We start from the raw sequence: 23,469 nt of genomic DNA on the forward strand, positions 1-23,469 counted from the left end.
ATGAAGCATTTTGGCTGCATGCGGTTCAAACGATGAGGATTGAGAAATGTTCCGTCGAATCACACTGCTGATTCCCCTGCTGATTATCCTGACCATGAGCGGTTGCGTCTGTTTTCCAGGCGGAGGTGGCTGGCATGGCGACCATCGCTACCACCATGATGGTTACTACCGTCGTTGACCTGTACGCCCCCCCCCTCTTCAGTTACCTGAATCTCTGCGCACCAGCCCGTTACCTGGCTGAGCGCAGAGCTGCACCAACCAGTCGACAAACACCCGCACCCGCAGAGACAACTGTCGATGCGGAGGATAGAGCGCCGTCAGGGGTAACCCTGGCGGCGGCAGATGCTCCAACACCTCGCACAACGTTCCCTCGCGCAACTGCCGTGCAACGTGATAGTACGGCGTCTGGACCAGGCCATAACCCGCTTCACAGGAGGCCAGATAACCATCGGCGCTGTTGACCGCTACCTGTATGGGCAGGTTCACCGGGTGCACGTGTCCGTCTATTTCAAACTCCAGGCCGAAACGCTTGCCGGTGGTGCTGGAGAAATACTCGACCATCTGGTGCCCCGCCAGATCTTCCAGACACCGTGGAGTGCCCTGGCGTTGCAAGTAGCCGGGACTGGCGCAGGTGACCTGATCGAGCAACGCCAGCGGTCGCGCCACTAGCGAATCATCCAGCGATAAGCCGCCGCGCAGCACACAATCGACGCCCTCGCGAATCAGATCTACCGGGCGATCGTTCAAGCCGATTTCCAACTCTATCAGCGGGTAACGCCGGGTAAATTCCGGCAAGGCCGGGATCACCAGCAAACGCCCGATGCCGGCAGGCATGTCGATACGCAAAAGCCCGCGCGGATTTTGCCGGGAGCTGGAAAACGCCGCCTCTGCCTCCTCCAGATCAGCCAGCAATCGCACGCAGCGCTGGTAATACGCCGCGCCATCGGCGGTTGGACTGACGTGTCGTGTGGTCCGCTGCAACAGCTGCACACCCAAATGCGCCTCAAGCTGCTTGATCAGGATGGTCACCGAAGCCCTGGGCATTTGCAGGCTGTCCGCAGCCTTGGCAAATCCTTCCAGCTCGACAATGCGAGTGAATACTCGCATGGCATTAAAACGGTCCATTGCTCTTGGTTACCTGCGGATTATTTAGAAATTACAAACAGTGATAGCGTTTTTAGCCGGTTTATCTTGTTTTTGTCGAGCGCAACAATGGGTCCACATCAAAAAAGGAGCGACACCATGCACACTCGTCAATTAGGCAAAAACGGCCCTCAGGTTTCTGCGATCGGTCTGGGCTGCATGGGCATGACCGACTTCTACACCACGGGCGGCGATACTCGCGAGGCATTGGCGACATTGCATCGCGCCATGGAGTTGGGCGTCAATTTGCTCGACACCGCCGACATGTATGGCCCGCACACCAACGAAGAACTGATTGGCAAAGCAATTGCGGGTAAGCGCGACCAGGTGTTCCTGGCCAGCAAATTCGGCATCGTGCGTGATCCGGCCAACCCCACTGCACGTGGAGTCGATGGCCGACCGGAGTACATCCGTACAGCCATCGACGGCACGCTGAAACGCCTGGGCGTGGACACCCTGGACTTGTACTACCAGCATCGCGTCGATCCGGACGTGGCCATCGAAGAAACCGTCGGTGCCATGGCCGAACTGGTCCAGTCCGGTAAAGTGCGCTACCTCGGCTTGAGCGAAGCCTCAGCGATAACCCTTGAACGAGCGCATAAGGTTCACCCGATCAGCGCGCTGCAAAGTGAATACTCGCTGTGGAGTCGCGATCAGGAGCACAACGATTGCCTGGCCACCTGCCAGCGCCTGGGGATTGCCTTTGTACCGTACAGCCCGCTCGGTCGAGGCTTTCTGACCGGAGCCCTGAAAAGTCCCGACGATTTTGCAGCGGATGATTACCGACGCTTCAGCCCGCGTTTTCAAGGCGAAAACTTCAACAGGAATTTGCAGTTGGTCGAGCAGGTGCAAGCGCTGGCTGCGGAAAAAGACGTAACCGCAGGGCAACTGGCGTTGGCCTGGGTACTCGCGCAAGGCGATTACCTGATCCCAATTCCGGGCACCAAGCAACGCAAGTATCTGGAGGAGAATGTCGCCGCGCTGGACGTTGTATTAAGTCCGGAAGACTTGTCGGCGCTGGAGGCGATTTTTCCGGATGACGCAGTGCTCGGGGCGCGTTACCCGCAAGCCGTCATGCAGATGCTCGATCGATAATATTGAGCGTCGCAGGCCCGTTCATGCCGTGTATGACGGGCCTGTTGCACTTGAAGATCAGGCTTTGCCGCTGACACCCTTGGTGTTCGGAACGGCGGGGCCATTGCCCATGCCATACGTCTTCAGGTTCTGCAGTACGTAAATCGCCTTCTTGTACTCGGGAATCAGGTGGTTGGCGTACTTGTTGCCCTTGAGGTTGTTGTTCTGGATGGTATCCAGTTGCGTGGCGAAGTACTCCAGCGCATTGAATTTTTCGTCCAGGTTCTTCGGCACCCCAAAGCGATCGAACTTGTCGCCAGCATTGAGCAGCGTCAGGGCCGTCACATCGCTGATCAAACCGCGATCACGCAAAAAGGCGCTGATGTTTCCGAGCTGTTTGACCGTAACCGTCTCGGGGTCGAATCCCTTGAAGTTCTTGTAGAGCTTCTGCTCGTTCATTTTCGCGGTGTTCAGCGCCAATGGGTCGTTGCCCACCAGTGCGAGCATCTGCTTGACCTTGACGTTCTGCGGTACGGGTTTACTGCCACTCGTTCCGCCCTCGCGAATCAGTAATCCGGCCTTGCTGGTCCAGCCACCGACATAACCGATAGTCATGACAATGTCCCTGTGCGCAGACGTCCTTCTAAGGCGACCATAAAAAGTCCTTGTTCAACCGATGAATTGGTACGCGAGTATCAATGTGCCAGCGTCCCTCGGACTACAAATATTTCAGCTTTTTACAATTCTTGTACATTTCGGATACAAATCACCAAACCCTTGAATTCATTGACTTGAAACAATTGTTTAACAATCAGACCGTCACTGAATCAGGCTGATAACCCCCGAAAGAAACCACGTCACCAGCCCGGAATGAAACCGCACATGGCTCATGTCCATGACCAACCGGTCGTCTGTAAAAGACCCTATTTGGGACGATGGTACTAAAGTCGGCCTGCCACGGGCCGATAGCTGCTAAAAGCCGCAATAGATCAACAAGAGCGCTCAGCACAAGGACAGGTCCAATGCCCGCATTCCGTACCATTCAAGCCCGTTACACACTATTTTTGGTGTTGTTTATCCTGTTGTTATTCGCCTTGACGGTGGTGGGCATCAGCCAGTTGGTCGCGCCGAAACTGAGGCATACGGAAGAACAGGTGGCCCTGAACCGTATTGCCGAAGTGGCCGAACAGATCCAGGGCGAACTGAACAAGGTTCAAGCGCAACAACGCAGCATCACCCAGACCATTCCCCTGCTCGACAGCGCGACCATCGACACCGTGTTGCCTGGCCTGGTGGACCAGTACGGTGAGCTGAAGGTGTTTGGTGGCGGGATCTGGCCGTTGCCTGGCCAGCGCGAAGCCGGACGCAACAAATTCAGTACCTTCTGGCACCGGGATGCGTCGGGAAAACTGGCCGTCAACACCTTCTGGAACAGCGACGCGGCGCCCAACTATTACGATCAGCCCTGGTACAAGGGCGGCATGCAGACACCCCGCGGCCAATGCGCCTGGGCCGCGGCCTATAAAGACGACGCCAGCGCCGAACCGCGCACCAACTGCGCCATGGCGATAGCGCGCAATGGCGTGCCGTACGGGGTCGCGACCATTGACGTCACCCTTGGCTTCTTCAACGACCTGGTGGCGCGCAAGGAAAAAGACCTGGGCGCCGAAATGCTGATCGTCGAGGCCGACGGCAAGATCATCAGCAACAGCTCGCGCATCAGTGCACCGATTGTCCTGAAAAACATCCGTGAACTGGCTGGCAATTCACCGTTTGCGGCGCAAATCAAAACCGCACTGGAGCGCCGTGATGCTTCGCTGCAACGCGTCGAGTTCGACAATCAAGGCGTGGCGAACACGTTCTTCATGCGTCCGATCGAAGGCACACCGTGGTTCCTTGCCACTGCCCTGCCGACCCACCTGATCACCGCTCAACGCGACGATGTCTTGAGCACCTTGAGCCTGTTGCAGATCCCGATGGTTTTGCTGCTGGTGCTGCTGCAGATTTATGCAATCCGCCAACTGATCCAGCGCATGAAAGCCTTGAAAGCCAACATCGACGCGCTGTCCACCGGCGACGCCGACCTGACCCGGCGCATCACCATTCGCGCCGAGGATGAACTGGGCGCAATCGGTCATTCGGTCAACACCTTCATCGCCTACCTGCAAAACATGATCGGCGAAGTCACCCAGGCCACAGGCGCCATGGCCTCAAGCCTGGAAAAGCTGCAACAGACCTCGGCACACACCAACCAGATCCTGCAGCGTCATGCCTCGGAGACCGACCAGACCGTCACCGCCATCACCGAGATGAGTTCGACCGCCGACAGCGTTGCCGAGAACGCCGCAGAAACCGCGGCGTTTACCCAGCGCGCCAACGAACACGCGGACCGCTCGCGGGTGGTGGTGGGCGAAGCCTCGAGCAGCGTGATCGCCTTGATCGGTGAAGTGGCCAGTGCCACCCATAAAGTCGAAAGCATGCAGCAGGACGCCCAGCGCATCACCGAAATCCTCGGGGTGATCGGCGCGATTGCCGGACAAACCAACCTGCTGGCACTCAACGCTGCGATTGAGGCGGCGCGGGCCGGTGAACAAGGTCGAGGCTTTGCCGTGGTCGCCGATGAAGTCCGCGCCCTGGCCGCCCGCACCCAGGCCAGCACCTCGGAGATCAACGAGATGCTCAGCCGTTTGACCCAAGGTGTCAGCTCTTCGGTGGCGGCGATGGAAAACACCCAGGCCAGTTGTCAGTCCGCCGCCGATGCGACAGCGCGCGTCAACGCCGGGCTGGACGAAATGGCCGGCTCGGTCAGCCACATCAACAGCCTCAGCACCCAGATCGCCACGGCCGCCGAACAACAGAGCGCGGTGACCGAGGAGATCAACCGCAGCATGGTGCAGATCCGCCATATGGTCGAAGAGCTGGTGCAAAGCGGTCACGCCACCGACCTCAATACCCGCCAGCTGCTGGACGCCAATAGCCGGGTCAGTTCGATCATGGGACGCTTCAAGGTCAGGTGAACCCGTGAATGCCGCCCGCGCGTTTCGCGTGGGCATCACCTTCAAGGGATACCCATGAATAACTTTGAAACATAAGCCTCCTTTTTCATTGAGGAAAATGGTCAAAATGCGCAGCGTGAATTGATCAACGAGAGATAACCGATGAAAACCACACTGCGTCTGGCGGCCCTTGGTGCCCTGTTCATCAGCTCCCTGGCCCATGCCGCCGAGCTGATTCCGATCGATGTCCACCGCGATGCCAATTGCGGTTGCTGCAAAAAGTGGATCGCGCACCTGGAAGCCAATGGCTTCAAGGTCAACGATCACGTCGAAACCAACATGAGCGAAGTCAAGCAGCGCCTCGGCGTCCCGCCGCGGCTGGCTTCGTGTCACACCGCGGTGATCAACGGCAAATTCGTCGAAGGCCATGTTCCCGCTGATCAGGTTCTGGCCTTGAGCAAATCCGACCTGCTTGGCGTGGCTGCTCCGGGGATGCCCATGGGCTCGCCAGGCATGGAAATGGATGGCATGGCCGATGCTTATCAGGTCATTGGGTTGACTGAAAATGGCACCGATAAAGTGGTCGCCAACTACCCGGCCCGGTAATGCTCGTTGGCTATCTCGGGCTGTTCTTCGCGGCATTCGGTGCCGCGACGCTGTTACCGTTGCAGTCCGAGGCCGTGCTGGTGGGATTGTTGCTCAACGGCGAGCATGGGCTGTGGTGGCTGCTCGCCGTCGCCACGCTCGGCAACGTGCTGGGTTCGTTGCTGAACTGGTGGCTGGGACGCAGCATCGAGCGCTTCAGGGAGCGTCGCTGGTTTCCGGTCAGCCCTGTTCATCTGGACAAGGCCCGCACTCACTATCAACGTTATGGCCATTGGTCACTGCTGCTGAGCTGGGTGCCGATCATTGGCGACCCACTGACCCTGGTGGCCGGCGTGATGCGAGAACCCATGGGGCGTTTTTTGCTGATCGTGACCTTCGCCAAAGGTGCGCGTTATGGTGTGCTGGCGCTGGCGACACTGGGCTGGATACCTTGACCCTTGGGTGCGGCCACATTGTTAATGTCGCCCTAATCACCACGCTCCAGCATCGACCGATTCGCAACGGAGTTCACCTATGCCCCGCTCACGTCCTCTTCGGTTGTCCGGCCTGCTCCTGACGCTCGCCCTGCCCGTCCTGGCCCACGCCGACGGGCCTGCCTATGGGCCGGAGCTACAGGGTTTCGACTACCCCTATACCCTCAAGCATTTTGCTTTCGAGTCTCAGGGTAAAAACCTGCAAATGGGTTACATGGACGTCGCCGCCAGCGGCAAAGCCAACGGTCGCAGCGTCGTGCTGATGCACGGCAAGAATTTCTGCGGCGCAACCTGGGACAGTTCGATCAAGGCCCTGAGCGATGCTGGCTACCGGGTAATCGCCCCGGATCAGATCGGCTTCTGCACCTCCAGCAAACCGGAAAACTATCAATACAGCTTTCAGCAACTGGCGAGCAACACCCACGCACTGCTGACCAAACTCGGCATTCAAAAGACCAGCTTGCTGGGCCATTCCACCGGCGGCATGCTTGCGACCCGTTATGCGCTGCAATATCCCGAGCAAGTCGAGCAACTGGCGCTGGTCAACCCCATTGGCCTGGAAGACTGGAAAGCCCTCGGCGTACCTTATCGCACCGTCGATCAATGGTATGACCGCGAACTCAAACTGTCCGCCGACGGCATTCGCAACTATGAGCGCAGTACCTATTACGCTGGTCGCTGGAAACCTGAATTCGACCGCTGGGTGGACATGCTCGCCGGCCTGAACAAGGGGCCGGGTCATGCTCAGGTGGCTTGGAACTCCGCGCTGATCTACGACATGATCTTCACCCAACCGGTGTTCTACGAGTTCAAGAACCTGAAAATACCGACCTTGCTATTGATCGGCACGGCCGACACCACGGCCATCGGCAGCGACATTGCGTCACCTGCGGTCAAGGCCAAAATTGGCCATTACGACGTCCTTGGCAAACAGGTCGCACAACTGATTCCACAATCGACGCTGATCGAATTCCCCGGTCTGGGTCACGCACCACAAATGGAACAACCCGCACAATTTCATCAGGCGTTACTTGGCTGGCTGGCCAAGACCACGCCAACCCTTTGAAGAGGCAATGCTCATGGCTGTACAGATTGCGGTGATCGATGACTGGCAGGACGTGGCCCGAAACGTGGTGGATTGGTCAGTGCTGGAGGGGATCGGCAAGGTCAGCTTTTTGCATGATTACCCTGCCGACCACGCCACACTGAGCGAGCGCCTGCGATCCTTCGAGGTGATTTGCGTGATGCGCGAGCGCACGCTGTTCGACGAAGCACTCCTGCGCAGCCTGCCCAGACTCAAACTGCTGGTCACCGGAGGCATGCGCAATGCCGCCATCGACCTCAAGGCCGCCGCCGCGTTGGGGATTCAGGTCTGCGGGACCGACAGCTACAAACAGGCGGCGCCCGAATTGACCTGGACGCTGATCATGGCCCTGACTCGCAATCTGCTCGCAGAAGCCAACGCCCTGCGGGCCGGTCACTGGCAACAAGGCCTCGGTGGCGACCTGTACGGCAAGACCCTGGGTATTCTGGGCCTGGGCAGCATCGGCAAACGAATCGCCGAGTTCGGTCAAGTGTTCGGGATGCGCGTTATCGCCTGGAGCGAAAACCTCACCGCCGAGCGCGCAGCCGAAGCCGGGGTTACTTATGTCAGCAAGCGCGAACTGTTCGAACAAGCCGATGTGCTATCGATCCATCTGGTGCTCAGCGAGCGCAGCCGGGGCCTGGTCGATGAACAGGCACTCGGCTGGATGAAACCGTCAGCGTTGCTGATCAATACCGCGCGCGGACCGATCGTCGATGAAGCCGCATTGATCCAGGCCCTTGAACGGAACCGTTTGAAGGGCGCAGCGCTGGATGTCTTCGAGCGGGAGCCATTAGCCGTCGACCATCCGTTTCGGACATTGCCCAACGTACTGGCCACGCCGCATGTCGGCTATGTCAGCGAGCAAAACTACCGGCTGTTCTTTTCACAGATGATTGAAGATATTCAAGCCTGGACAACTGGCCATTCGATCCGGCTGTTGAATTAGGCCACAGCGTCCCGACCCACAACTTGTAGCAGCTGGCGTAGCCTGCGTTCGGCCGCGCAGCGGTCGTAAATACTGACGACTCGGTGAGCCTGACACACCGCAGGGAATGGTTTCACGACTGCTTCGCAGCCGAACGCAGGCTGCGCCAGCTGCTACAGGGTTGGTGGTGCCTGCTTCTGCAAGTTGTTCGCACCAATAGGGTGCGAGCGGCGCATTGCCACGCCCCACTCTCTGGCAACCTTCTCCCTGTTTTTGTGCCTTGGCTGCGAAAGAACCTGCACTTCGTCGGTGCGGGCGCGGCTTATTGAGCCCGGAAATCGTGACGTCAGACCGATTGTCGAACAATTTCAAATCGTCACACACCCCGCTCTACGTTCTGACCTAGACTCCATTTCGTGACTGGAAACCGGCCGGTCATTTTGTGGGGAAAAAATCGAAACTTTCTGCCGAAGCAACAGGTCAGGTTAAAGGTGGGGCCGCAGCGACTGGTGCAATCCTTGCAACAACCACTACAGCCTTTGAGATTCAGCGCATCGACCAGCGTTTGCTGCTCCTTGCGTAGCGCTTTTGCGCCCGGCCACGGGAACTGGCCGCCTGCATCATTGGGGTGAGATGCCTGAAACAGATCAATAAAACGGGAGAAACACATGAACAGTGCCGCTTTAGAAATCCAGGGAGAGCGTTCTCACCAGCAAGTCGGCGAGCCGACCTCCATGTCGGTTCTTGCCCCGGGTGCGAAAACGGTACTGCCCGCTCCACGTCAGAATCCAAACAAGAAGAAAGTGTTGTTTGTCACCTCGGAAATCGCCGACCTGGTGAAAACCGGTGGCCTGGGTGACGTTTCTGCCGCATTGCCCCGAGCCATGGCCCATCTGCACGATGTCCGGGTGCTGATTCCCGGTTATCCGCAAGTGATGCACAGCGAAAACCCAATCCATATCATCGGCGAACTGGGCGGACACGCCGCCTTGCCACCGTGCAAGATCGGCCGCATGGACATGCCCGACGGGCTGGTCATCTACGTCCTGATCTGCCCTGAACTGTACGAACGCGAGGGCTCGCCCTACGGCGCCAACAATGGCCGCGACTGGCCGGACAACCACATCCGTTTTGCCCGTCTGGGCCTGGCTGCCGCCGACCTCGCCGCCAACCTGGCACACATCCACTGGCGCCCGGATCTGGTGCATGCTCACGACTGGCCCGCCGGCCTGGCCCCAGCCTATATGCACTGGCGTGGTCAGCGCACGCCGACCCTGTTCACCATTCATAACCTGGCTTACCAAGGCGTGGTCAGCCTCGCTTCTTGCCCTGAACTGGGTATTCCCGAACATGCCCTGCAACAGGAAGGCATGGAGTTCTACGGCAAGCTGTCGTTTCTCAAGGCGGGCATGGCCTATTCGAGCCATATCACCACCGTCAGCGCGACCTACGCCCAGGAAATCACCACCCCGGCCTTCGGCTGCGGTCTCGACGGCTTCCTCGCCAGCAAGACCCAGCAAGGCCTGCTCAGCGGCATCCCGAATGGCATCGACGAAAGCTGGGACGCGGCGACCGATCCCCACCTGTTTTGCCCGTTCAGCATCGGCGACTGGGACGGCAAAGCGGTGAATGCCACCCACGTGCGCAAACTGTTCGGCCTGAAGGACTCCAAGGGTCCGCTGTTCGCCGTGGTTTCGCGACTGGTCTACCAGAAAGGCCTGGACCTGACTGAAGCCGTGTCCGAGTTCATCGTCTCTTCGGGTGGGCAAATCGCAATCATCGGCCGTGGCGAGCCGGAAGAAGAACAAGCCATGCGCGCCCTCGCCCTGCGCTTTCCAGGGCAAATCGGAGTGCGTATCGGCTTTAACGAAACCGATGCGCGACGGATGTTCGCCGGCAGTGATTTCCTGTTGATGCCTTCACGCTATGAGCCGTGCGGCTTGAGCCAGATGTATGCGCAGCGTTTCGGCTCGTTGCCGGTCGCACGCAACACCGGCGGGCTGGCCGACACCATCGACAATGGCGTCACCGGTTTTCTCTTCGATGAGTCGACGGTTGCCAGCTACGAGGGCGCCTTGCGCCGGGCGTTCAAGGTGTTCGCTCACCCGCCCCTGTTGAACGCCATGCGCTGCCGGGCCATGGCCGCACCGTTCAATTGGTGCAAAGCGGTCGAACCCTACGCTGAACTCTATGAACAACTGGTCGCCAAGGCGTTGGGTCATTCGGTCAAGCAGTGAGAGGGATTCTTGAATGCCGTTACGGACTCCGGAAACCTGGCCCCACGGCGCCGTCATGCTGGATGCCGAACACACCCGTTTCGCCCTGTGGGCGCCAGATTCGTTTTATGTGAGCGTCGAGCTGGAAGACGGGCAATCACTGCCGATGGTGCCTCAGGCGGACGGCTGGTTCGTGATCGAGACCCGTTGCCCGGCCGGCACTCGCTATCGCTACAACATCGATGGCGAACTCGACGTGCCGGACCCCGCGTCCCGAGCGCAAGCCGGCGGTCTTGCATCACCCAGTGTGGTGGTTGACCCGCACGCTTACCGTTGGCAGCACCTCTTGTGGCAAGGCCGCCCCTGGCATGAAGCGGTGATCTACGAACTGCATGTGGGTGTGTTGGGTGGTTTTGCCGAAGTCGAAAAGCACCTGCCACGACTGGCCGAATTGGGCGTTACCGCGATCGAACTGATGCCCCTGGCGCAGTTTCCCGGCGAGCGTAACTGGGGCTACGACGGCGTGCTGCCCTACGCGCCCCAGTCGTCATACGGCACACCTGATGCGCTCAAGCACCTGATCGATAGCGCCCACGGTCTGGGTCTGGCGGTGATCATCGACGTGGTTTACAACCATTTCGGCCCTGACGGCAATTACCTGCATCACTATGCCAAGGGCTTTTTCCGCGAAGACCTGCACACGCCTTGGGGTGCGGCCATCGATTTCCGCCGTCGCGAGGTGCGCGACTTCTTTATCGACAACGCGCTGATGTGGCTTCTTGAGTACCGTTTCGACGGTTTGCGTCTGGATGCGGTACACGCCATCGAAGATCCGGATTTCCTTCAGGAACTGGCGGCAACCGTGCGCGAGCACATCGACCCACCCCGTCATGTCTGGCTCACCCTGGAAAACGAGCACAACCAGGCCAGCCTGCTGGAGCAGGGGTTCGACGCGCAGTGGAACGACGATGGGCACAACGCGCTGCACGTACTGCTGACCGGAGAAACCGAGGCTTATTACGCAGACTTTGCCGAGCGACCCACCGAAAAACTGGCGCGCTGCCTGAGCCAGGGCTTCGCCTATCAGGGCCATACCAATCGCCACGGCCATGCCCGCGGCGAACCCAGCGGACATTTGCCGCCCAGCGCCTTCGTGCTGTTTCTGCAAAACCATGACCAGATCGGCAACCGTGCCTTTGGCGAGCGTCTCCACCAGTTGACTGCACCTCAGGCGTTGCATGCGGCGACGGTCCTTCTGTTGTTATCACCGATGATCCCGTTGCTGTTCATGGGCGATGAATACGCCGCTGGCGAGCCGTTCCTGTTTTTCACCAGCCACCATGGAGTCTTGGCCAGGCAGGTGCGAGAAGGTCGACGCAATGAGTTCGCAGCGTTCAGCGCATTTGCCGATCCGCACACCCGCGAGCAGATTCCCGACCCGAATGCGTTGCACACGTTCACGGCTTCGCGTCCGACACTGACCTCATCTGAACCGCTGACACAGCAAGCAACCCTGACGCTGTATCGACAGTTGCTGCTGATCCGTCATCGGGAAATCATCCCGCGCCTGCCCGGTGCTCACGCACTGGGCGCCACGGTTCTGGCAACGGGGGCGATAAGTGCGCGCTGGCATATGGGCGATGGCAGCCTGCTGTGCATCGACCTGAACCTCACGGCGGAGCCCGTGTCCCATTCATCACAAGCCCATTCCCGGTTGCTGTTCGAATACCCGCAGCGGTCCTTCGAAGCCCTGCAACAAGGCACCCTCGCCCCCTACTGCGCGCTGGTCAGTCTGACGGCAGCGGCACCTTTGCTACCCACCACTGGAGAGCGTCCATGAGCGATGCGCAACTGGAAATCCTCGCCAGCCGAGCCGGCCTGGCAGTCGACTGGATCGACGCCAATGGCCGCCCCCAAAAAGTCGCTCCGGCGGCACTGCGTGCGATCCTCACCGGGCTCGGCCACCCGGCTGGCAGCGCTCAGGAAATCGACGCCAGCCTGCAGGAACTGCAACAGAACCAGCAAAAAAAGCGCTTGCCGCCATTGATGACGGTCGATGTCGGCACCGGGCTCGACCTCGGGCATCATTTTGCCCCTGAAACGCCCTGCGAGATTCACTTGGAAGACGGCGCGATCCTCCACCTGAAACTCGATGAGGAAGCGGTTCTTCCGGGGCTGATCCCGATCGGCTATCAGGACGTTCGCATCGCCGGCCAACGCTTCACACTTGCCGTCGCCCCCTTGCAGTGCCATAGCGTGGCCGCTGCCGTTGACAACCCGATACCCCGGGCCTGGGGCCTGAGTGTGCAATTGTATTCACTACGACGCCCCGGCGATGGCGGCTTCGGCGACCTGCAGGCACTGGAAAACCTCGCCCGCGTTGCCGGTGAGCGCGGCGCCGATGCATTGGCGATCAGCCCGTTGCACGCGATGTTCAGCAACGACACACAACGCTACAGCCCTTACTCGCCTTCCAGCCGTCTGTTTCTCAACAGCTTGTACGCCTCACCCGGGGAAGTTCTCGGCGAACGCGCGCTGCGCCTGGCCATCGACGCCACTGAATTGGCCGACGAGTTCAAACACCTCGAAGAGCAACCGCTGATCGACTGGCCCGCGGCTGCCAAGGCCAAACAGCAATTGTTGCAAGCGCTGTATGAAGGATTCTCCCAGGGTGATCATCCCTTGCTCGCGGACTTCAACAGCTTTCGTCACGACGGTGGCGAGGCCCTGGAAAACCACTGCCGTTTCGAGGCGCTTCAGGAAGCCTGTACCGCCCTTGGCGAAAGCCTCGACTGGCGCCAATGGCCTGAGCACTGGCGCGACCCGCGCAGTGTCGAACTGACGGTATTTGCCGAGAAAAATGCAGATCGCATCGGCTTCTACGCCTTTTGCCAATGGTTGATCGCCCGCAGTTTGCAACGTGCACAAACCGTTGCGCGTAGCAGTGGCATGGGCATCGGTTTGATCGCCGACCTGGCGGTCGGTGCGGATGGCGGTGGCAGCCAGGCCTGGAGTCGTCAGGACGAATTGTTGGCGGACCTCACCGTCGGCGCCCCCCCGGACATTCTCAACCGCACGGGTCAAGGCTGGGGGATTTCTGCGTTTTCCCCCGAAGGGTTGATACGTAATGGGTTTCGCGCGTTCATTGAAATGCTGCGGGCCAATTTTGCCCATACCGGCGGTCTGCGCATCGACCATGTCATGGGTTTGCAGCGGCTGTGGGTGATCCCCCTCGGCGCGCCGCCGAGGGACGGCGCGTATCTGTATTACCCCGTAGACGACCTGCTGCGTCTGGTGACGCTGGAATCCCATCGACATCAGGCGATCGTGCTTGGCGAAGACCTCGGCACCGTACCCGATGGCCTGCGCAACAAACTCATCGCCCGCTCGATCCTGGGAATGCGCGTACTGCTGTTCGAGCAGGAGCACGGGACACACTTCAAACCGATTCTTGATTGGCCGGATAACGCCCTCGCCACCACCAGCACCCATGACCTGCCAACGCTCAACGGTTGGTGGCATGGCCGCGACATCGAATGGAGCGTCCGCTTGGGGCTGGTCGACAGCCACGGTGAACAGCAATGGCGCGAGCACCGTCAGCGCGAACGCGAAGGTTTACGTCGAGCCTTGAGTCAGGACCCGCAAAATTTCCGTGAAGAGAGCCACGAGACCGATCAGGTACTCGACGCCAGCGTGCGTTTCCTGGGTCACACCCGCGCCCCCTTGGTGTTGCTGCCGCTGGAGGATGCGTTGGGCATTGATGAGCAGGCCAACCTCCCCGGCACCACGGACAGTCATCCGAACTGGCGCCGGCGCTTTGCCGATGAAAGCGACGTACTGCTGGACGATGCGGATGCCGCACGACGGCTGGAACTGCTTGCTTGCGCGCGCCTTCAGGCAGCCGAGCGTGATCAATGAGTGAGGTGCAAACCCTCTCGGTACGGGCGACGTTGCGCCTGCAGTTTCATCAGGGGTTCACCCTGGATGACGCCGTGCCGCTGGTGCCGTATTTCAGCGGTTTAGGCATCAGCCACCTCTATGCCTCGCCGCTGTTGAGTGCGCGCGCCGGGTCGATGCATGGCTACGACGTGGTCGACCCCAGCCGGGTCAATCCCGAACTGGGCGGCGAGGCAGCCCTGCGGCGACTGGTGAGTGCGCTGCGCGCCCAGGACATGGGGCTGATTCTGGACATCGTGTCCAACCACATGGCCGTAGGTGGCGCCGACAATCCCTGGTGGCTGGACTTGCTGGAGTGGGGGCGATTAAGCCCCTACGGTGAGTTTTTCGACATTCAATGGCATTCGCCAGACCCATTACTCGAAGGCCAGCTATTGCTGCCGTTCCTGGGCAACGATTACGGCAGCGCCTTGCAGGACGGTACGCTGACGCTGCACTTCGATCCCGGACGGGGCAGTTTCCATGTCGAACACCATGAGCACCACTTTCCGATCTGCCCCACCGACTACGCTGAACTGCTCAAGCCTGACGACTCGCTCGACGTTGAACGGGCACTGCAGCTCAAGGTATTGGCCGATCAGTTCACTACCCTGCACTACCAGACCGATGCCCATTCCCTTGCACGCCCCTTGCAACAAGCGCTCATCACACTGGCGTCTGATCCGGCGATCTTGCGTTGCATCGAACACAACCTTAGCCGCCATGACTCCCGCCAGCCCGAAGGTTTCAGCCGTCTGCACGAGCTGCTCGAACGCCAAAGCTATCGCCTGGCCAGTTGGCGCACGGCAGCCGATGACATAAATTGGCGGCGCTTCTTCGACATCAATGAACTGGCAGGGCTGCGGGTCGAACGCCCGGCCGTGTTCGAAGCCACCCATGCAAAAATTTTCGAGCTGATTGCCGAAGGGCTGGTGGATGGATTGCGTATCGACCACATCGATGGACTCGCCGACCCACGGGGTTACTGCCGCAAACTCAGACGTCGGGTGAACGTCCTGTCACCGTTGCGACACGTACCGATTTACGTCGAGAAAATACTCGGCGACGGTGAAACGCTGCGTCGCGACTGGCAGGTCGATGGCACCACGGGCTACGAGTTCATGAATCAACTGTCGCTGCTGCAACACGACCCGCAAGGCGAGCAAGTCCTTGGCGAACTGTGGAGCCGACACACCGAACGGCCCGCGGCGTTCGTCGAGGAAGCACAACTGGCACGCCAGCAAATCCTCAACGGTTCGCTGGCCGGCGACTTCGAAAGTGTCGCGCAGGCCTTGCTGCAAGTGGCCCGCGATGACCTGATGAGCCGAGACCTGACCCTGGGTGCGATTCGTCGGGCATTGCAGGAACTGATCGTGCATTTTCCGGTGTACCGAACATACATCGGCCCGTGTGGGCGCTCGGCACAAGACGAGGTGTTTTTCCAGCACGCGATGAACGGCGCGCGCCAGACCTTGAGCGAAGCCGACTGGCCGGTGCTCGACTATCTGGCGCAATGGCTGGGTGGGCAGCCCTGGCGCGAGCGCCCGGTAGGCCGTCAACGCAAGATCCTCAAGCATGCCTGTGTGCGCTTCCAGCAACTGACCTCACCGACCGCCGCCAAAGCCGTGGAAGACACCGCGCTCTATCGCTCAGGCGTGCTGTTGTCGCGTAACGATGTCGGCTTCAACACCGAGCGGTTCAGCGCCCCACTTGCGGACTTCCACACGGCGTGCAGCCAACGCCTCAGCGAATTCCCGGACTCGCTGCTGACCAGCGCCACCCATGACCACAAACGCGGTGAAGACAGCCGCGCACGTCTGGCATTACTCAGCGAGCGCAGTACCTGGTATGCCGAAACCGTCGAAGGCTGGCGGACACAGAGTGCTGCCCTGCGCCGCGATCCGTCGATGCCCTCACCCGCCGATGAACTGCTGCTCTACCAGACCTTGCTCGCCAGTTGGCCACTGGAGCTGCATTGCGAAGACCTGCCGTCGATGACGGCCTACACCGAACGCCTGTGGCAGTGGCAACAGAAAGCCCTGCGCGAAGCCAAACTCCAGAGCAGCTGGAGCGCACCGAACGAGCCTTATGAGCAGGCCACGCGGGCCTTCCTCGAGCGCCTTCTGCTCAGCCCCGAAGGCCTGCCTTTACGCAGTGCCATCGCCGATGCTGCGCAAGCGATCGCCTGCGGCGGCGCGCTCAATGGATTGGCGCAAACCTTGCTGCGCATGACAGTGCCGGGGGTTGCGGATCTGTATCAGGGCAATGAGTTCTGGGACTTCAGCCTGGTGGATCCGGACAATCGGCGACCGGTTGATTTCACCGTCCGCCAGCAAGCATTGCATACGCCGGTGGACACTCGACAGTTGCTGCACAACTGGCGTGACGGGCGCATCAAACAGGCGTTGATCGCCCACACGTTGGCGTTACGCGCGCGATACCCGCAACTGTTTCAGCGGGGCCGTTATCAAGCGTTGCAGGTGGTGGGCAGCCAGGCTGGGCGGGTATTGGCTTTCGCCCGCGAACTCAACGGCCAACGGGCGATTGTGCTGGTGCCGGTGCGAGTTGCGTCGCTGCTGGAAAGCAGTGCCACACCGCAAGTACCTGCCCTGCTCTGGGGCGATACCCGGGTCAAACTGCCGTTCACTGCCGCCGAAGAAAAGCTGAAGGGACTTTTTACAACAGGTGCAGTCACACACCACAAGGAATTGCTGATCAGCGCCGCGCTGGGAGATTTCCCGGTCAATCTGTTTATCCAGACTTGAGCTCAACTCAGGAGCATTACGATGAGTACCGATGACAAACGCATTCGTGAATTTGCCTATCTGATCTGGGAGTCCGAGGGGAAACCCGAAGGCCAGGAGACGCGCCACTGGGAGATGGCGTGCAAGCTGGCAGAAGCCGAAGCCCTGGCCCCGACCAAACCTGCCCGAACCGCCAAACCCAATAGCGGCAAAACCAACAGCAGCAAAACCGCAGCCAGCAAGCCCCCGGCGACCAAGCCTAAAACCAAAGCCGCCACAACCGCCAAGGTGGTAACGCCACCGGGTGAAAAGCCGGTGACCGCAAAAAAGCCTCGAGCACCGCGCAAGCCAGCCGGTTGAGAGTGCCAGGCTCTGATTGACCGCGTGGCGAGCAGATTCGCCACTTCGGGGTTGGCTCGGCGTTGAGAAACCAGCAATGCCGGCGCCGACACCCAAGCCCAATTGCAGGAGCAATGATGACCACGCCAAAAAAAACCGCGCCAGCACCTCACGTCGAGGCCTCGCGAATCCGTGAAGGCTTGCCCTTCCCGCTCGGTGCGACCTGGGATGGTCTGGGGGTCAACTTCGCGATATTTTCGGCTAACGCCACCAAGGTCGAACTGTGTTTGTTCGACGACGCCGGTGAAGTCGAGCTCGAACGTATCGAACTGCCGGAATACACCGACGAAATCTTTCACGGCTATTTGCCGGACGCTCATCCGGGGCAGATCTATGGCTACCGGGTTTATGGGCCTTACGACCCGCAAAACGGTCACCGCTTCAACCACCATAAATTGCTGATCGACCCCTACGCCAAACAGTTGGTGGGGAAATTGAAGTGGTCCGAAGCCTTGTTCGGCTACACCATCGGCCACCCCGACGCCGACCTCAGTTTCGATGAACGCGACAGTGCGCCCTTCGTGCCCAAGTGCAAGGTCATCGACCCGGCGCACACTTGGGGCCATGACCATCGGGTCAATGTGCCGTGGGATCGAACGATCATTTATGAAGCTCACGTACGCGGCATCAGCATGTGTCACCCGTCCGTCCCGCAAGCGCTGCGCGGGACCTTCGCCGGGTTGATGGTCGATGACCTGTTGGAGCACATCCGCAAACTGGGCGTGTCGTCGGTGGAGCTGATGCCGATACACGCCTTCGTTAATGACCAGCACCTGCTGCACAAGGGCATGACCAATTACTGGGGCTACAACAGCATCGCGTTCTTCGCCCCCGATCCGCGCTACCTGGCCAGCGGCAAGATCGCCGAATTCAAGGAAATGGTCGCGCACCTGCACGAAGCCAATCTTGAAGTGATTCTGGACGTGGTCTACAACCACACCGCCGAGGGCAACGAACAAGGCCCGACCCTGTCGATGCGCGGCATCGACAATGTTTCCTACTATCGACTGAAACCCGATGACAAACGCTTCTACATCAACGACTCCGGTACCGGCAACACCCTGGACCTGAGCCACCCCTGTGTATTGCAAATGGTCACCGATTCGCTGCGTTACTGGGCCACCGAAATGCATGTCGACGGGTTCCGCTTCGACCTGGCGACCATCCTCGGGCGTTACCACGACGGTTTCGACGAGCGTCACAGCTTCCTCGTTGCCTGCCGCCAGGACCCGATCCTGCGTCAGGTAAAACTGATCGCCGAGCCTTGGGACATTGGCCCTGGTGGCTATCAGGTCGGCCATTTTCCGCCAGGCTGGGTCGAGTGGAACGACCGCTTCCGCGACACCGTACGCGCCTTCTGGAAAGGTGATGACGGCCAGCTCGCCGACTTCGCCGCGCGCATGACGGCATCGGGGGAGATGTTCAATCAACGCGGCCGCCGTCCCTACGCCTCGATGAACTTCGTCACCGCCCATGACGGCTTCACCTTGAATGACCTGGTCTCCTACAACGAAAAACACAACGAAGCCAACGACGAAGAAAACCAGGACGGTAGTAATCACAACCTGTCCTGGAATCACGGCGTTGAGGGCCCCACCGACGATCCCGAGATCAATGCGCTGCGCCAGCGGCAACTGCGTAACTTCTTCGCCACCCTGCTGCTGGCCCAAGGCACACCGATGCTGGTGGCCGGTGACGAATTTGCCCGAACCCAGCACGGCAACAACAACGCCTACTGTCAGGACAGCGAAATTGGCTGGGTCAACTGGGACCTGAGCGAAGACGGCAAGGCCTTGCTCAAATTCGTCAAACGCCTGATCAAGCTGCGCCTGGCCTATCCGATTCTGCGGCGCGGACGCTTTCTGGTGGGCAATTACAACGAGGATATTGGCGTCAAGGACGTCACCTGGCTGGCACCCGACGGCAGCGAAATGTCCACCGAACAATGGCAGGATAGCCACGGGCGATGCCTGGGCATGCTGCTCGATGGACGCGCCCAGGAAACCGGAATCCGTCGCAAAGGCGCCGACGCCACCTTGCTGCTGGTGGTTAACGCTCATCACGACATTGTCAATTTCCTGCTACCGGAAGTGCCTGACGGCGGATTCTGGACCTGCATGATTGACACCAACCAACCCTCGATTCAGGGCCAGGAGCGGTTCGACTTCAATCATCAGTATTCGGTAACCGGACGCTCATTGCTGCTGTTCGAGTTGCAGCATGAGGAGCAAGACTGATACGCAACTGCCAGCCTCATCGGCAGCGCTTTAGCAAGCCACTTCATAAAAAAACGCTCCTCAGGGCGGTGACGAGGCGACGAATGGTGATCTATGAGCAATACTCTGCTCGCAGCAATCCAGGGTTTGGAGCGCTGTGCCCTGTGATCATCCGGCCGCAAGGGGTCTGCGCCGGAGTGTTCAGCCTGCCGTAATACGTGTGACGGCACACCAGAACAAGGACGTATCGCCATGAAATCCAGCACCCTCGTCGACAGTAGTTTGCCTGTGCAGATCTGGAACACTGCCCGTCAACTGGACAATATTCCCGTCATCAGCACATCCACCCTTATCCCAGCAGGCGCTCGCGCGGTGGTGATCGCCCCGCATCCGGGTGATGAAGTCGTGACCTGCGGTGGCCTGCTGCAGCTATTCGCCACCCTTGGCCACCCCCTGCAATTGATCTCGATCACCGATGGCAGCGCCAGTCATCCAGGCTCGAACCTCTGGTCGGAGAAGCGCCTGAGTGTGTTCCGCCCACAGGAAAGCGTCGAAGCCCTGCGTCGCCTCGGTTTGCCCATGCATAGCCTGAAATGGATTCGCGGCGGTTTCACCGACAACGGGCTGGCCGAGCGTGAACTCCAATTGACACAATTCATCGCACGCTACCTGCGAGCGGGAGATGTAGTGTTCAGTACCTGGAGCGAGGACGGCATCATCGACCATGACACGGTAGGTCGAGCCACCGCAAAAGCCGCCCTTATGGTGGGCGCGAGTTTCAATGAAGTGCCGGTCTGGGCCTGGCACTGGCCCGCACGCGATCATGGGCTGATTCCCTGGCACCGTGCCCGCAAGGTTCGCCTCGACACCTGGACCGTCGCACGTAAATGCCATGCCACCCATGCGTACGCCAGCCAGCTGAACGGTGAACCGGAGATCGGCATCGCGCCGATGCTGCCCAGGGCGATCCTGGCGCGAATGCGTCAACCCTATGAAATCATTTTTGTATGACCGCGAAAGAGGTGATGCGTTGGCGCTGTTCAAAATGCTGATTTACAGGCCAATGCACCCGTCGCCCCCAATAAACAACAACTTAGATAATTACTAAATATCAGTCAGTTGCAGAGCCTAAATTAGACATACCACTCATCGTTCAATTTCTTGACGCAACGCCAACGGTCTTCTTAGCTAAACGTTACTACCCCCGGAAATACCTCCTGGGGCACGCCTTGAAAACCCGCTGAAGCGGGGCGGAGGGGTTTGCCTCAATGAAATCGGTCGCCCCTCATTCGGGGTAGGAGAGACGCCAATTAGAAATATGGCATGCGATTGCAAGGTAGCCCTCCATGAACACCTCCTTCATCCAACACGAGATCAAAATCACTCTGTACACCGTTTCCACTTCGTTGTTGCTGTGCACATCCATGGAGATTCAGGCGTCCTCTGCCGAGGACGAGGCGATACCCTGGTATCAGCAAGATGTCCCGGCGCTCAACCTCCCGACGCCTGATAGGGGTAACAGCATCCGCTATATCCGCAATCCCGGCCTTGATAATCAGTTGCTGACAGTCGAGCAAGCCGCTCCTTCTGCCTGGGATCGGGTTTATGGCCAGCCTGCCAGGAGCGCAGAGCGCGACGTCCTCAGCTCACCGTTTTCCGGCATGAGCGGTTCCGAGCTCAAGGCCCCGGCGTTGATTACCCTGCAAAGCAGCGGCGGCAGCACTCAGCGCGTTGGCCTGATGGGCGGTACAAACCAGTTTCAGGGCAATGGCAATGGCCTGTTGGCCAGCTCTGCCATTGTCGACCCGAACAACACCCTCAACGTGCAAGGCCCCAATCTTGGCGCCTATTGGAGCCTGACCGGCGCAAACGGCTGGCACGTGGATTTGACCGCCAGCGGTGGTCGGGTCAATGGCTACAGCCTCAATGACCAGGGCCAGCGCCAAGCCGCTGAAGGCACCGCCATGACCCTTTCGGTGCAAGGCGGGTTCCCCATCGGCATCAGCGAAAACTGGATAATCGAACCCCAGGCGGAACTGATCAACCAGCGTATTAGCCTGGCCACCCCGTATGCCGGTAGCGCCAATGCCTCATCCACCGACCTGACGTCCTGGAGCGGCAGGGTCGGTGCAAGCTTGAAAGGCAGTTACGCCATCAAGGGCCTGCCGATCGAACCCTATGTTCGTACCAATTTCTGGCATACGGTCAATACCTCCGACACTGTGACCCTCGGTCAGGTCGACAAGCTCAGCAGCAGCCGGAACGCGTCCTCGATCGAATTGGGACTGGGCCTGGTGGCTAGAGTCACACCCACTGTCAGCCTGTATGTCAGCGGCGATTACAACAGCGCGACCGTCAACAACGACTTGTATGGATTGATCGGCAGCCTCGGGGTGCGGATGCGTTGGTGACTGTCAGGGAGATTTGCGAACCGTAGGCGCACGGCTTGCCAGCGATGGCAGCCGTAAGATCGCCATCGCCGGCAAGCCGTGCGCCCACCGGTCGCGCGCAAAACAGCGCTGATTCAGGCTCTGCACGGCAAAAAACCTGAATATCCCCCAAACCAGCCCACAAAACCCAAAAAATCCCTGATCGCCGTTAGTCTCCACCCCCTGCGATGGATTAAAGTAACGCCCCCAGCCCTGGCGTTATTCGAACGCCTTTGCTCACCCTCTCCAGGAACAGTCATCGATGGAACATCGTGAAGCGCTGCTTGCGCTGCGAACCTTTCTTTCAACGCAGATTCTCGGCCAGGAAAAACTCATCGAGCGGTTGCTCATCGCTCTGCTCGCTGACGGCCACATGCTGGTCGAAGGCGCCCCTGGCCTGGCCAAGACCAAGGCCATCAAAGAGCTTGCCGAAGGTATCGAAGCACAATTCCATCGCATCCAGTTCACCCCCGACCTGCTGCCTGCCGACATCACCGGTACCGAAATCTACCGCCCGGAAACCGGCAGTTTCGTGTTCCAGCAGGGACCGATCTTCCATAACCTGGTACTGGCCGACGAAATCAACCGGGCACCGGCCAAGGTCCAGTCGGCCTTGCTCGAAGCCATGGGCGAGCGGCAGGTCAGCGTGGGCCGCAGCACGTATGAGCTGTCGCCGCTGTTTCTGGTCATGGCGACCCAAAACCCGATCGAGCAGGAAGGCACCTACCCACTGCCTGAAGCCCAGCTCGACCGTTTCCTGATGCACGTCAAAATCGGTTTCCCGGACGCGGCCGTCGAGCGGCGCATCCTGCAACAGGCCCGCGGTGAAGCGCTGCATGGCGAAACCAAGCCCGAGCGGCGGATCAGCCAGCAGGCGATATTTGCTGCACGCAAGGAGATCCTTGGTTTGTACATGGCCGACGCCGTGGAGGAATACCTGGTGCAGCTGGTCATGGCGACCCGTACGCCGGGCAAGTTCGACCCGGAAATGTCCGAGTGGATTGCCTATGGCGCCAGCCCGCGTGGCTCCATCGCCCTCGACCGCTGCGCCCGTGCTCACGCCTGGCTGGCCGGTCGCGACTTCGTCAGCCCCGAAGACATTCAAGCGGTGCTGTTCGACGTGTTGCGCCATCGCATCATTCTTTCCTTCGAAGCCGAAGCCGCTGGCATTGACCAGGACCGCGTGGTCCAGCGGATTCTCGACGTCGTTGCCGTCGCTTGACCC

The 23,469-nt window shown here is 59.7% G+C and carries 18 protein-coding genes; 16 read left to right on the forward strand and 2 right to left on the reverse strand.

The features are described from left to right. Positions 1-46 precede the first annotated feature (46 nt). The gene (locus AC1DHT_RS15695; RefSeq protein ID WP_427537428.1) at positions 47-178 is read left to right on the forward strand and encodes a hypothetical protein; all 132 of its coding nucleotides are present in this window, start codon (positions 47-49) and stop codon (positions 176-178) included. Between the two features lie 20 nt (positions 179-198). Here AC1DHT_RS15695 and AC1DHT_RS15700 read toward each other — a convergent pair whose 3' ends face one another. Continuing rightward, the gene (locus tag AC1DHT_RS15700) at positions 199-1,125 is read right to left on the reverse strand and encodes a LysR family transcriptional regulator (protein ID WP_427537431.1); all 927 of its coding nucleotides are present in this window, start codon (positions 1,123-1,125) and stop codon (positions 199-201) included. A 117-nt stretch (positions 1,126-1,242) separates the two neighbouring features. Here AC1DHT_RS15700 and AC1DHT_RS15705 point away from each other — a divergent pair, with 117 nt between their 5' ends. Then, positions 1,243-2,238, forward strand: a complete 996-nt coding sequence (locus AC1DHT_RS15705; protein ID WP_427537434.1) for an aldo/keto reductase — start codon at positions 1,243-1,245, stop codon at positions 2,236-2,238. Between the two features lie 57 nt (positions 2,239-2,295). Here the strand turns inward: AC1DHT_RS15705 and AC1DHT_RS15710 are convergent, their stop codons facing one another. Further along, complete coding sequence (locus AC1DHT_RS15710; RefSeq protein WP_427537437.1) at positions 2,296-2,832, reverse strand: hypothetical protein; 537 nt, start codon at positions 2,830-2,832, stop codon at positions 2,296-2,298. Between the two features lie 407 nt (positions 2,833-3,239). Between AC1DHT_RS15710 and AC1DHT_RS15715 the strand changes: the two genes are divergently transcribed. The 14 genes from AC1DHT_RS15715 (at position 3,240) to AC1DHT_RS15780 (ending at position 23,466) form a co-directional block, all read left to right on the forward strand. Further along, entirely contained in the window at positions 3,240-5,234 is a 1,995-nt protein-coding gene (locus tag AC1DHT_RS15715) for a methyl-accepting chemotaxis protein (protein ID WP_427537440.1), read from the forward strand. 141 nt (positions 5,235-5,375) lie between these two features. Beyond that, entirely contained in the window at positions 5,376-5,819 is a 444-nt protein-coding gene (locus AC1DHT_RS15720) for a DUF411 domain-containing protein (protein ID WP_427537443.1), read from the forward strand. After that, positions 5,819-6,253: a YqaA family protein gene (locus tag AC1DHT_RS15725; protein ID WP_427537446.1), complete on the forward strand. Its 435-nt coding sequence runs from the start codon at positions 5,819-5,821 to the stop codon at positions 6,251-6,253. The genes AC1DHT_RS15720 and AC1DHT_RS15725 overlap by 1 nt, the downstream gene beginning before the upstream one ends. A gap of 79 nt (positions 6,254-6,332) precedes the next feature. Beyond that, positions 6,333-7,358, forward strand: a complete 1,026-nt coding sequence (locus AC1DHT_RS15730) for an alpha/beta fold hydrolase (RefSeq protein WP_427537449.1) — start codon at positions 6,333-6,335, stop codon at positions 7,356-7,358. Positions 7,359-7,371: 13 nt separating this feature from the next. Continuing rightward, positions 7,372-8,325, forward strand: coding sequence for a D-2-hydroxyacid dehydrogenase family protein (locus tag AC1DHT_RS15735; RefSeq protein WP_427537452.1), 954 nt, complete (start codon positions 7,372-7,374; stop codon positions 8,323-8,325). A gap of 647 nt (positions 8,326-8,972) precedes the next feature. After that, entirely contained in the window at positions 8,973-10,541 is a 1,569-nt protein-coding gene (gene glgA / locus AC1DHT_RS15740) for a glycogen synthase GlgA (protein ID WP_427537455.1), read from the forward strand. A 13-nt stretch (positions 10,542-10,554) separates the two neighbouring features. After that, positions 10,555-12,360 (forward strand): malto-oligosyltrehalose trehalohydrolase, encoded by a 1,806-nt coding sequence (treZ, locus tag AC1DHT_RS15745; RefSeq protein ID WP_427537458.1) that lies wholly within the window; start codon positions 10,555-10,557, stop codon positions 12,358-12,360. Then, a complete protein-coding gene (malQ, locus tag AC1DHT_RS15750; protein WP_427537461.1) occupies positions 12,357-14,438 on the forward strand; it encodes a 4-alpha-glucanotransferase in 2,082 nt (693 codons plus the stop codon). The genes treZ and malQ overlap by 4 nt, the downstream gene beginning before the upstream one ends. Further along, positions 14,435-17,221 (forward strand): malto-oligosyltrehalose synthase, encoded by a 2,787-nt coding sequence (locus AC1DHT_RS15755; protein ID WP_427537464.1) that lies wholly within the window; start codon positions 14,435-14,437, stop codon positions 17,219-17,221. The genes malQ and AC1DHT_RS15755 overlap by 4 nt, the downstream gene beginning before the upstream one ends. A gap of 21 nt (positions 17,222-17,242) precedes the next feature. Beyond that, entirely contained in the window at positions 17,243-17,560 is a 318-nt protein-coding gene (locus tag AC1DHT_RS15760) for a DUF2934 domain-containing protein (RefSeq protein ID WP_427537467.1), read from the forward strand. A 116-nt stretch (positions 17,561-17,676) separates the two neighbouring features. Then, entirely contained in the window at positions 17,677-19,836 is a 2,160-nt protein-coding gene (gene glgX, locus AC1DHT_RS15765) for a glycogen debranching protein GlgX (RefSeq protein WP_427537470.1), read from the forward strand. A 231-nt stretch (positions 19,837-20,067) separates the two neighbouring features. Further along, positions 20,068-20,826, forward strand: a complete 759-nt coding sequence (locus AC1DHT_RS15770; RefSeq protein ID WP_427537473.1) for a PIG-L deacetylase family protein — start codon at positions 20,068-20,070, stop codon at positions 20,824-20,826. A 335-nt stretch (positions 20,827-21,161) separates the two neighbouring features. After that, positions 21,162-22,226, forward strand: coding sequence for an autotransporter domain-containing protein (locus tag AC1DHT_RS15775; protein WP_427537476.1), 1,065 nt, complete (start codon positions 21,162-21,164; stop codon positions 22,224-22,226). A gap of 280 nt (positions 22,227-22,506) precedes the next feature. Beyond that, on the forward strand, positions 22,507-23,466 hold the full coding sequence (locus AC1DHT_RS15780; RefSeq protein ID WP_019690591.1) for an AAA family ATPase: 960 nt from the start codon (positions 22,507-22,509) through the stop codon (positions 23,464-23,466). The last annotated feature ends 3 nt before the right edge of the window (positions 23,467-23,469 follow it).

This window comes from Pseudomonas sp. 05N432 (assembly GCF_056396945.1).

What these genes read in the sequence shown, in the direction of transcription:
- AC1DHT_RS15695 (WP_427537428.1), top strand. Translation starts at nt 47, where the DNA reads ATGTTCCGTCGAATCACACTGCTGATTCCCCTGCTGATTATCCTGACC.
- AC1DHT_RS15700 (WP_427537431.1), bottom strand. Translation starts at nt 1,125, where the DNA reads ATGGACCGTTTTAATGCCATGCGAGTATTCACTCGCATTGTCGAGCTG.
- AC1DHT_RS15705 (WP_427537434.1), top strand. Translation starts at nt 1,243, where the DNA reads ATGCACACTCGTCAATTAGGCAAAAACGGCCCTCAGGTTTCTGCGATC.
- AC1DHT_RS15710 (WP_427537437.1), bottom strand. Translation starts at nt 2,832, where the DNA reads ATGACTATCGGTTATGTCGGTGGCTGGACCAGCAAGGCCGGATTACTG.
- AC1DHT_RS15715 (WP_427537440.1), top strand. Translation starts at nt 3,240, where the DNA reads ATGCCCGCATTCCGTACCATTCAAGCCCGTTACACACTATTTTTGGTG.
- AC1DHT_RS15720 (WP_427537443.1), top strand. Translation starts at nt 5,376, where the DNA reads ATGAAAACCACACTGCGTCTGGCGGCCCTTGGTGCCCTGTTCATCAGC.
- AC1DHT_RS15725 (WP_427537446.1), top strand. Translation starts at nt 5,819, where the DNA reads ATGCTCGTTGGCTATCTCGGGCTGTTCTTCGCGGCATTCGGTGCCGCG.
- AC1DHT_RS15730 (WP_427537449.1), top strand. Translation starts at nt 6,333, where the DNA reads ATGCCCCGCTCACGTCCTCTTCGGTTGTCCGGCCTGCTCCTGACGCTC.
- AC1DHT_RS15735 (WP_427537452.1), top strand. Translation starts at nt 7,372, where the DNA reads ATGGCTGTACAGATTGCGGTGATCGATGACTGGCAGGACGTGGCCCGA.
- glgA (WP_427537455.1), top strand. Translation starts at nt 8,973, where the DNA reads ATGAACAGTGCCGCTTTAGAAATCCAGGGAGAGCGTTCTCACCAGCAA.
- treZ (WP_427537458.1), top strand. Translation starts at nt 10,555, where the DNA reads ATGCCGTTACGGACTCCGGAAACCTGGCCCCACGGCGCCGTCATGCTG.
- malQ (WP_427537461.1), top strand. Translation starts at nt 12,357, where the DNA reads ATGAGCGATGCGCAACTGGAAATCCTCGCCAGCCGAGCCGGCCTGGCA.
- AC1DHT_RS15755 (WP_427537464.1), top strand. Translation starts at nt 14,435, where the DNA reads ATGAGTGAGGTGCAAACCCTCTCGGTACGGGCGACGTTGCGCCTGCAG.
- AC1DHT_RS15760 (WP_427537467.1), top strand. Translation starts at nt 17,243, where the DNA reads ATGAGTACCGATGACAAACGCATTCGTGAATTTGCCTATCTGATCTGG.
- glgX (WP_427537470.1), top strand. Translation starts at nt 17,677, where the DNA reads ATGACCACGCCAAAAAAAACCGCGCCAGCACCTCACGTCGAGGCCTCG.
- AC1DHT_RS15770 (WP_427537473.1), top strand. Translation starts at nt 20,068, where the DNA reads ATGAAATCCAGCACCCTCGTCGACAGTAGTTTGCCTGTGCAGATCTGG.
- AC1DHT_RS15775 (WP_427537476.1), top strand. Translation starts at nt 21,162, where the DNA reads ATGAACACCTCCTTCATCCAACACGAGATCAAAATCACTCTGTACACC.
- AC1DHT_RS15780 (WP_019690591.1), top strand. Translation starts at nt 22,507, where the DNA reads ATGGAACATCGTGAAGCGCTGCTTGCGCTGCGAACCTTTCTTTCAACG.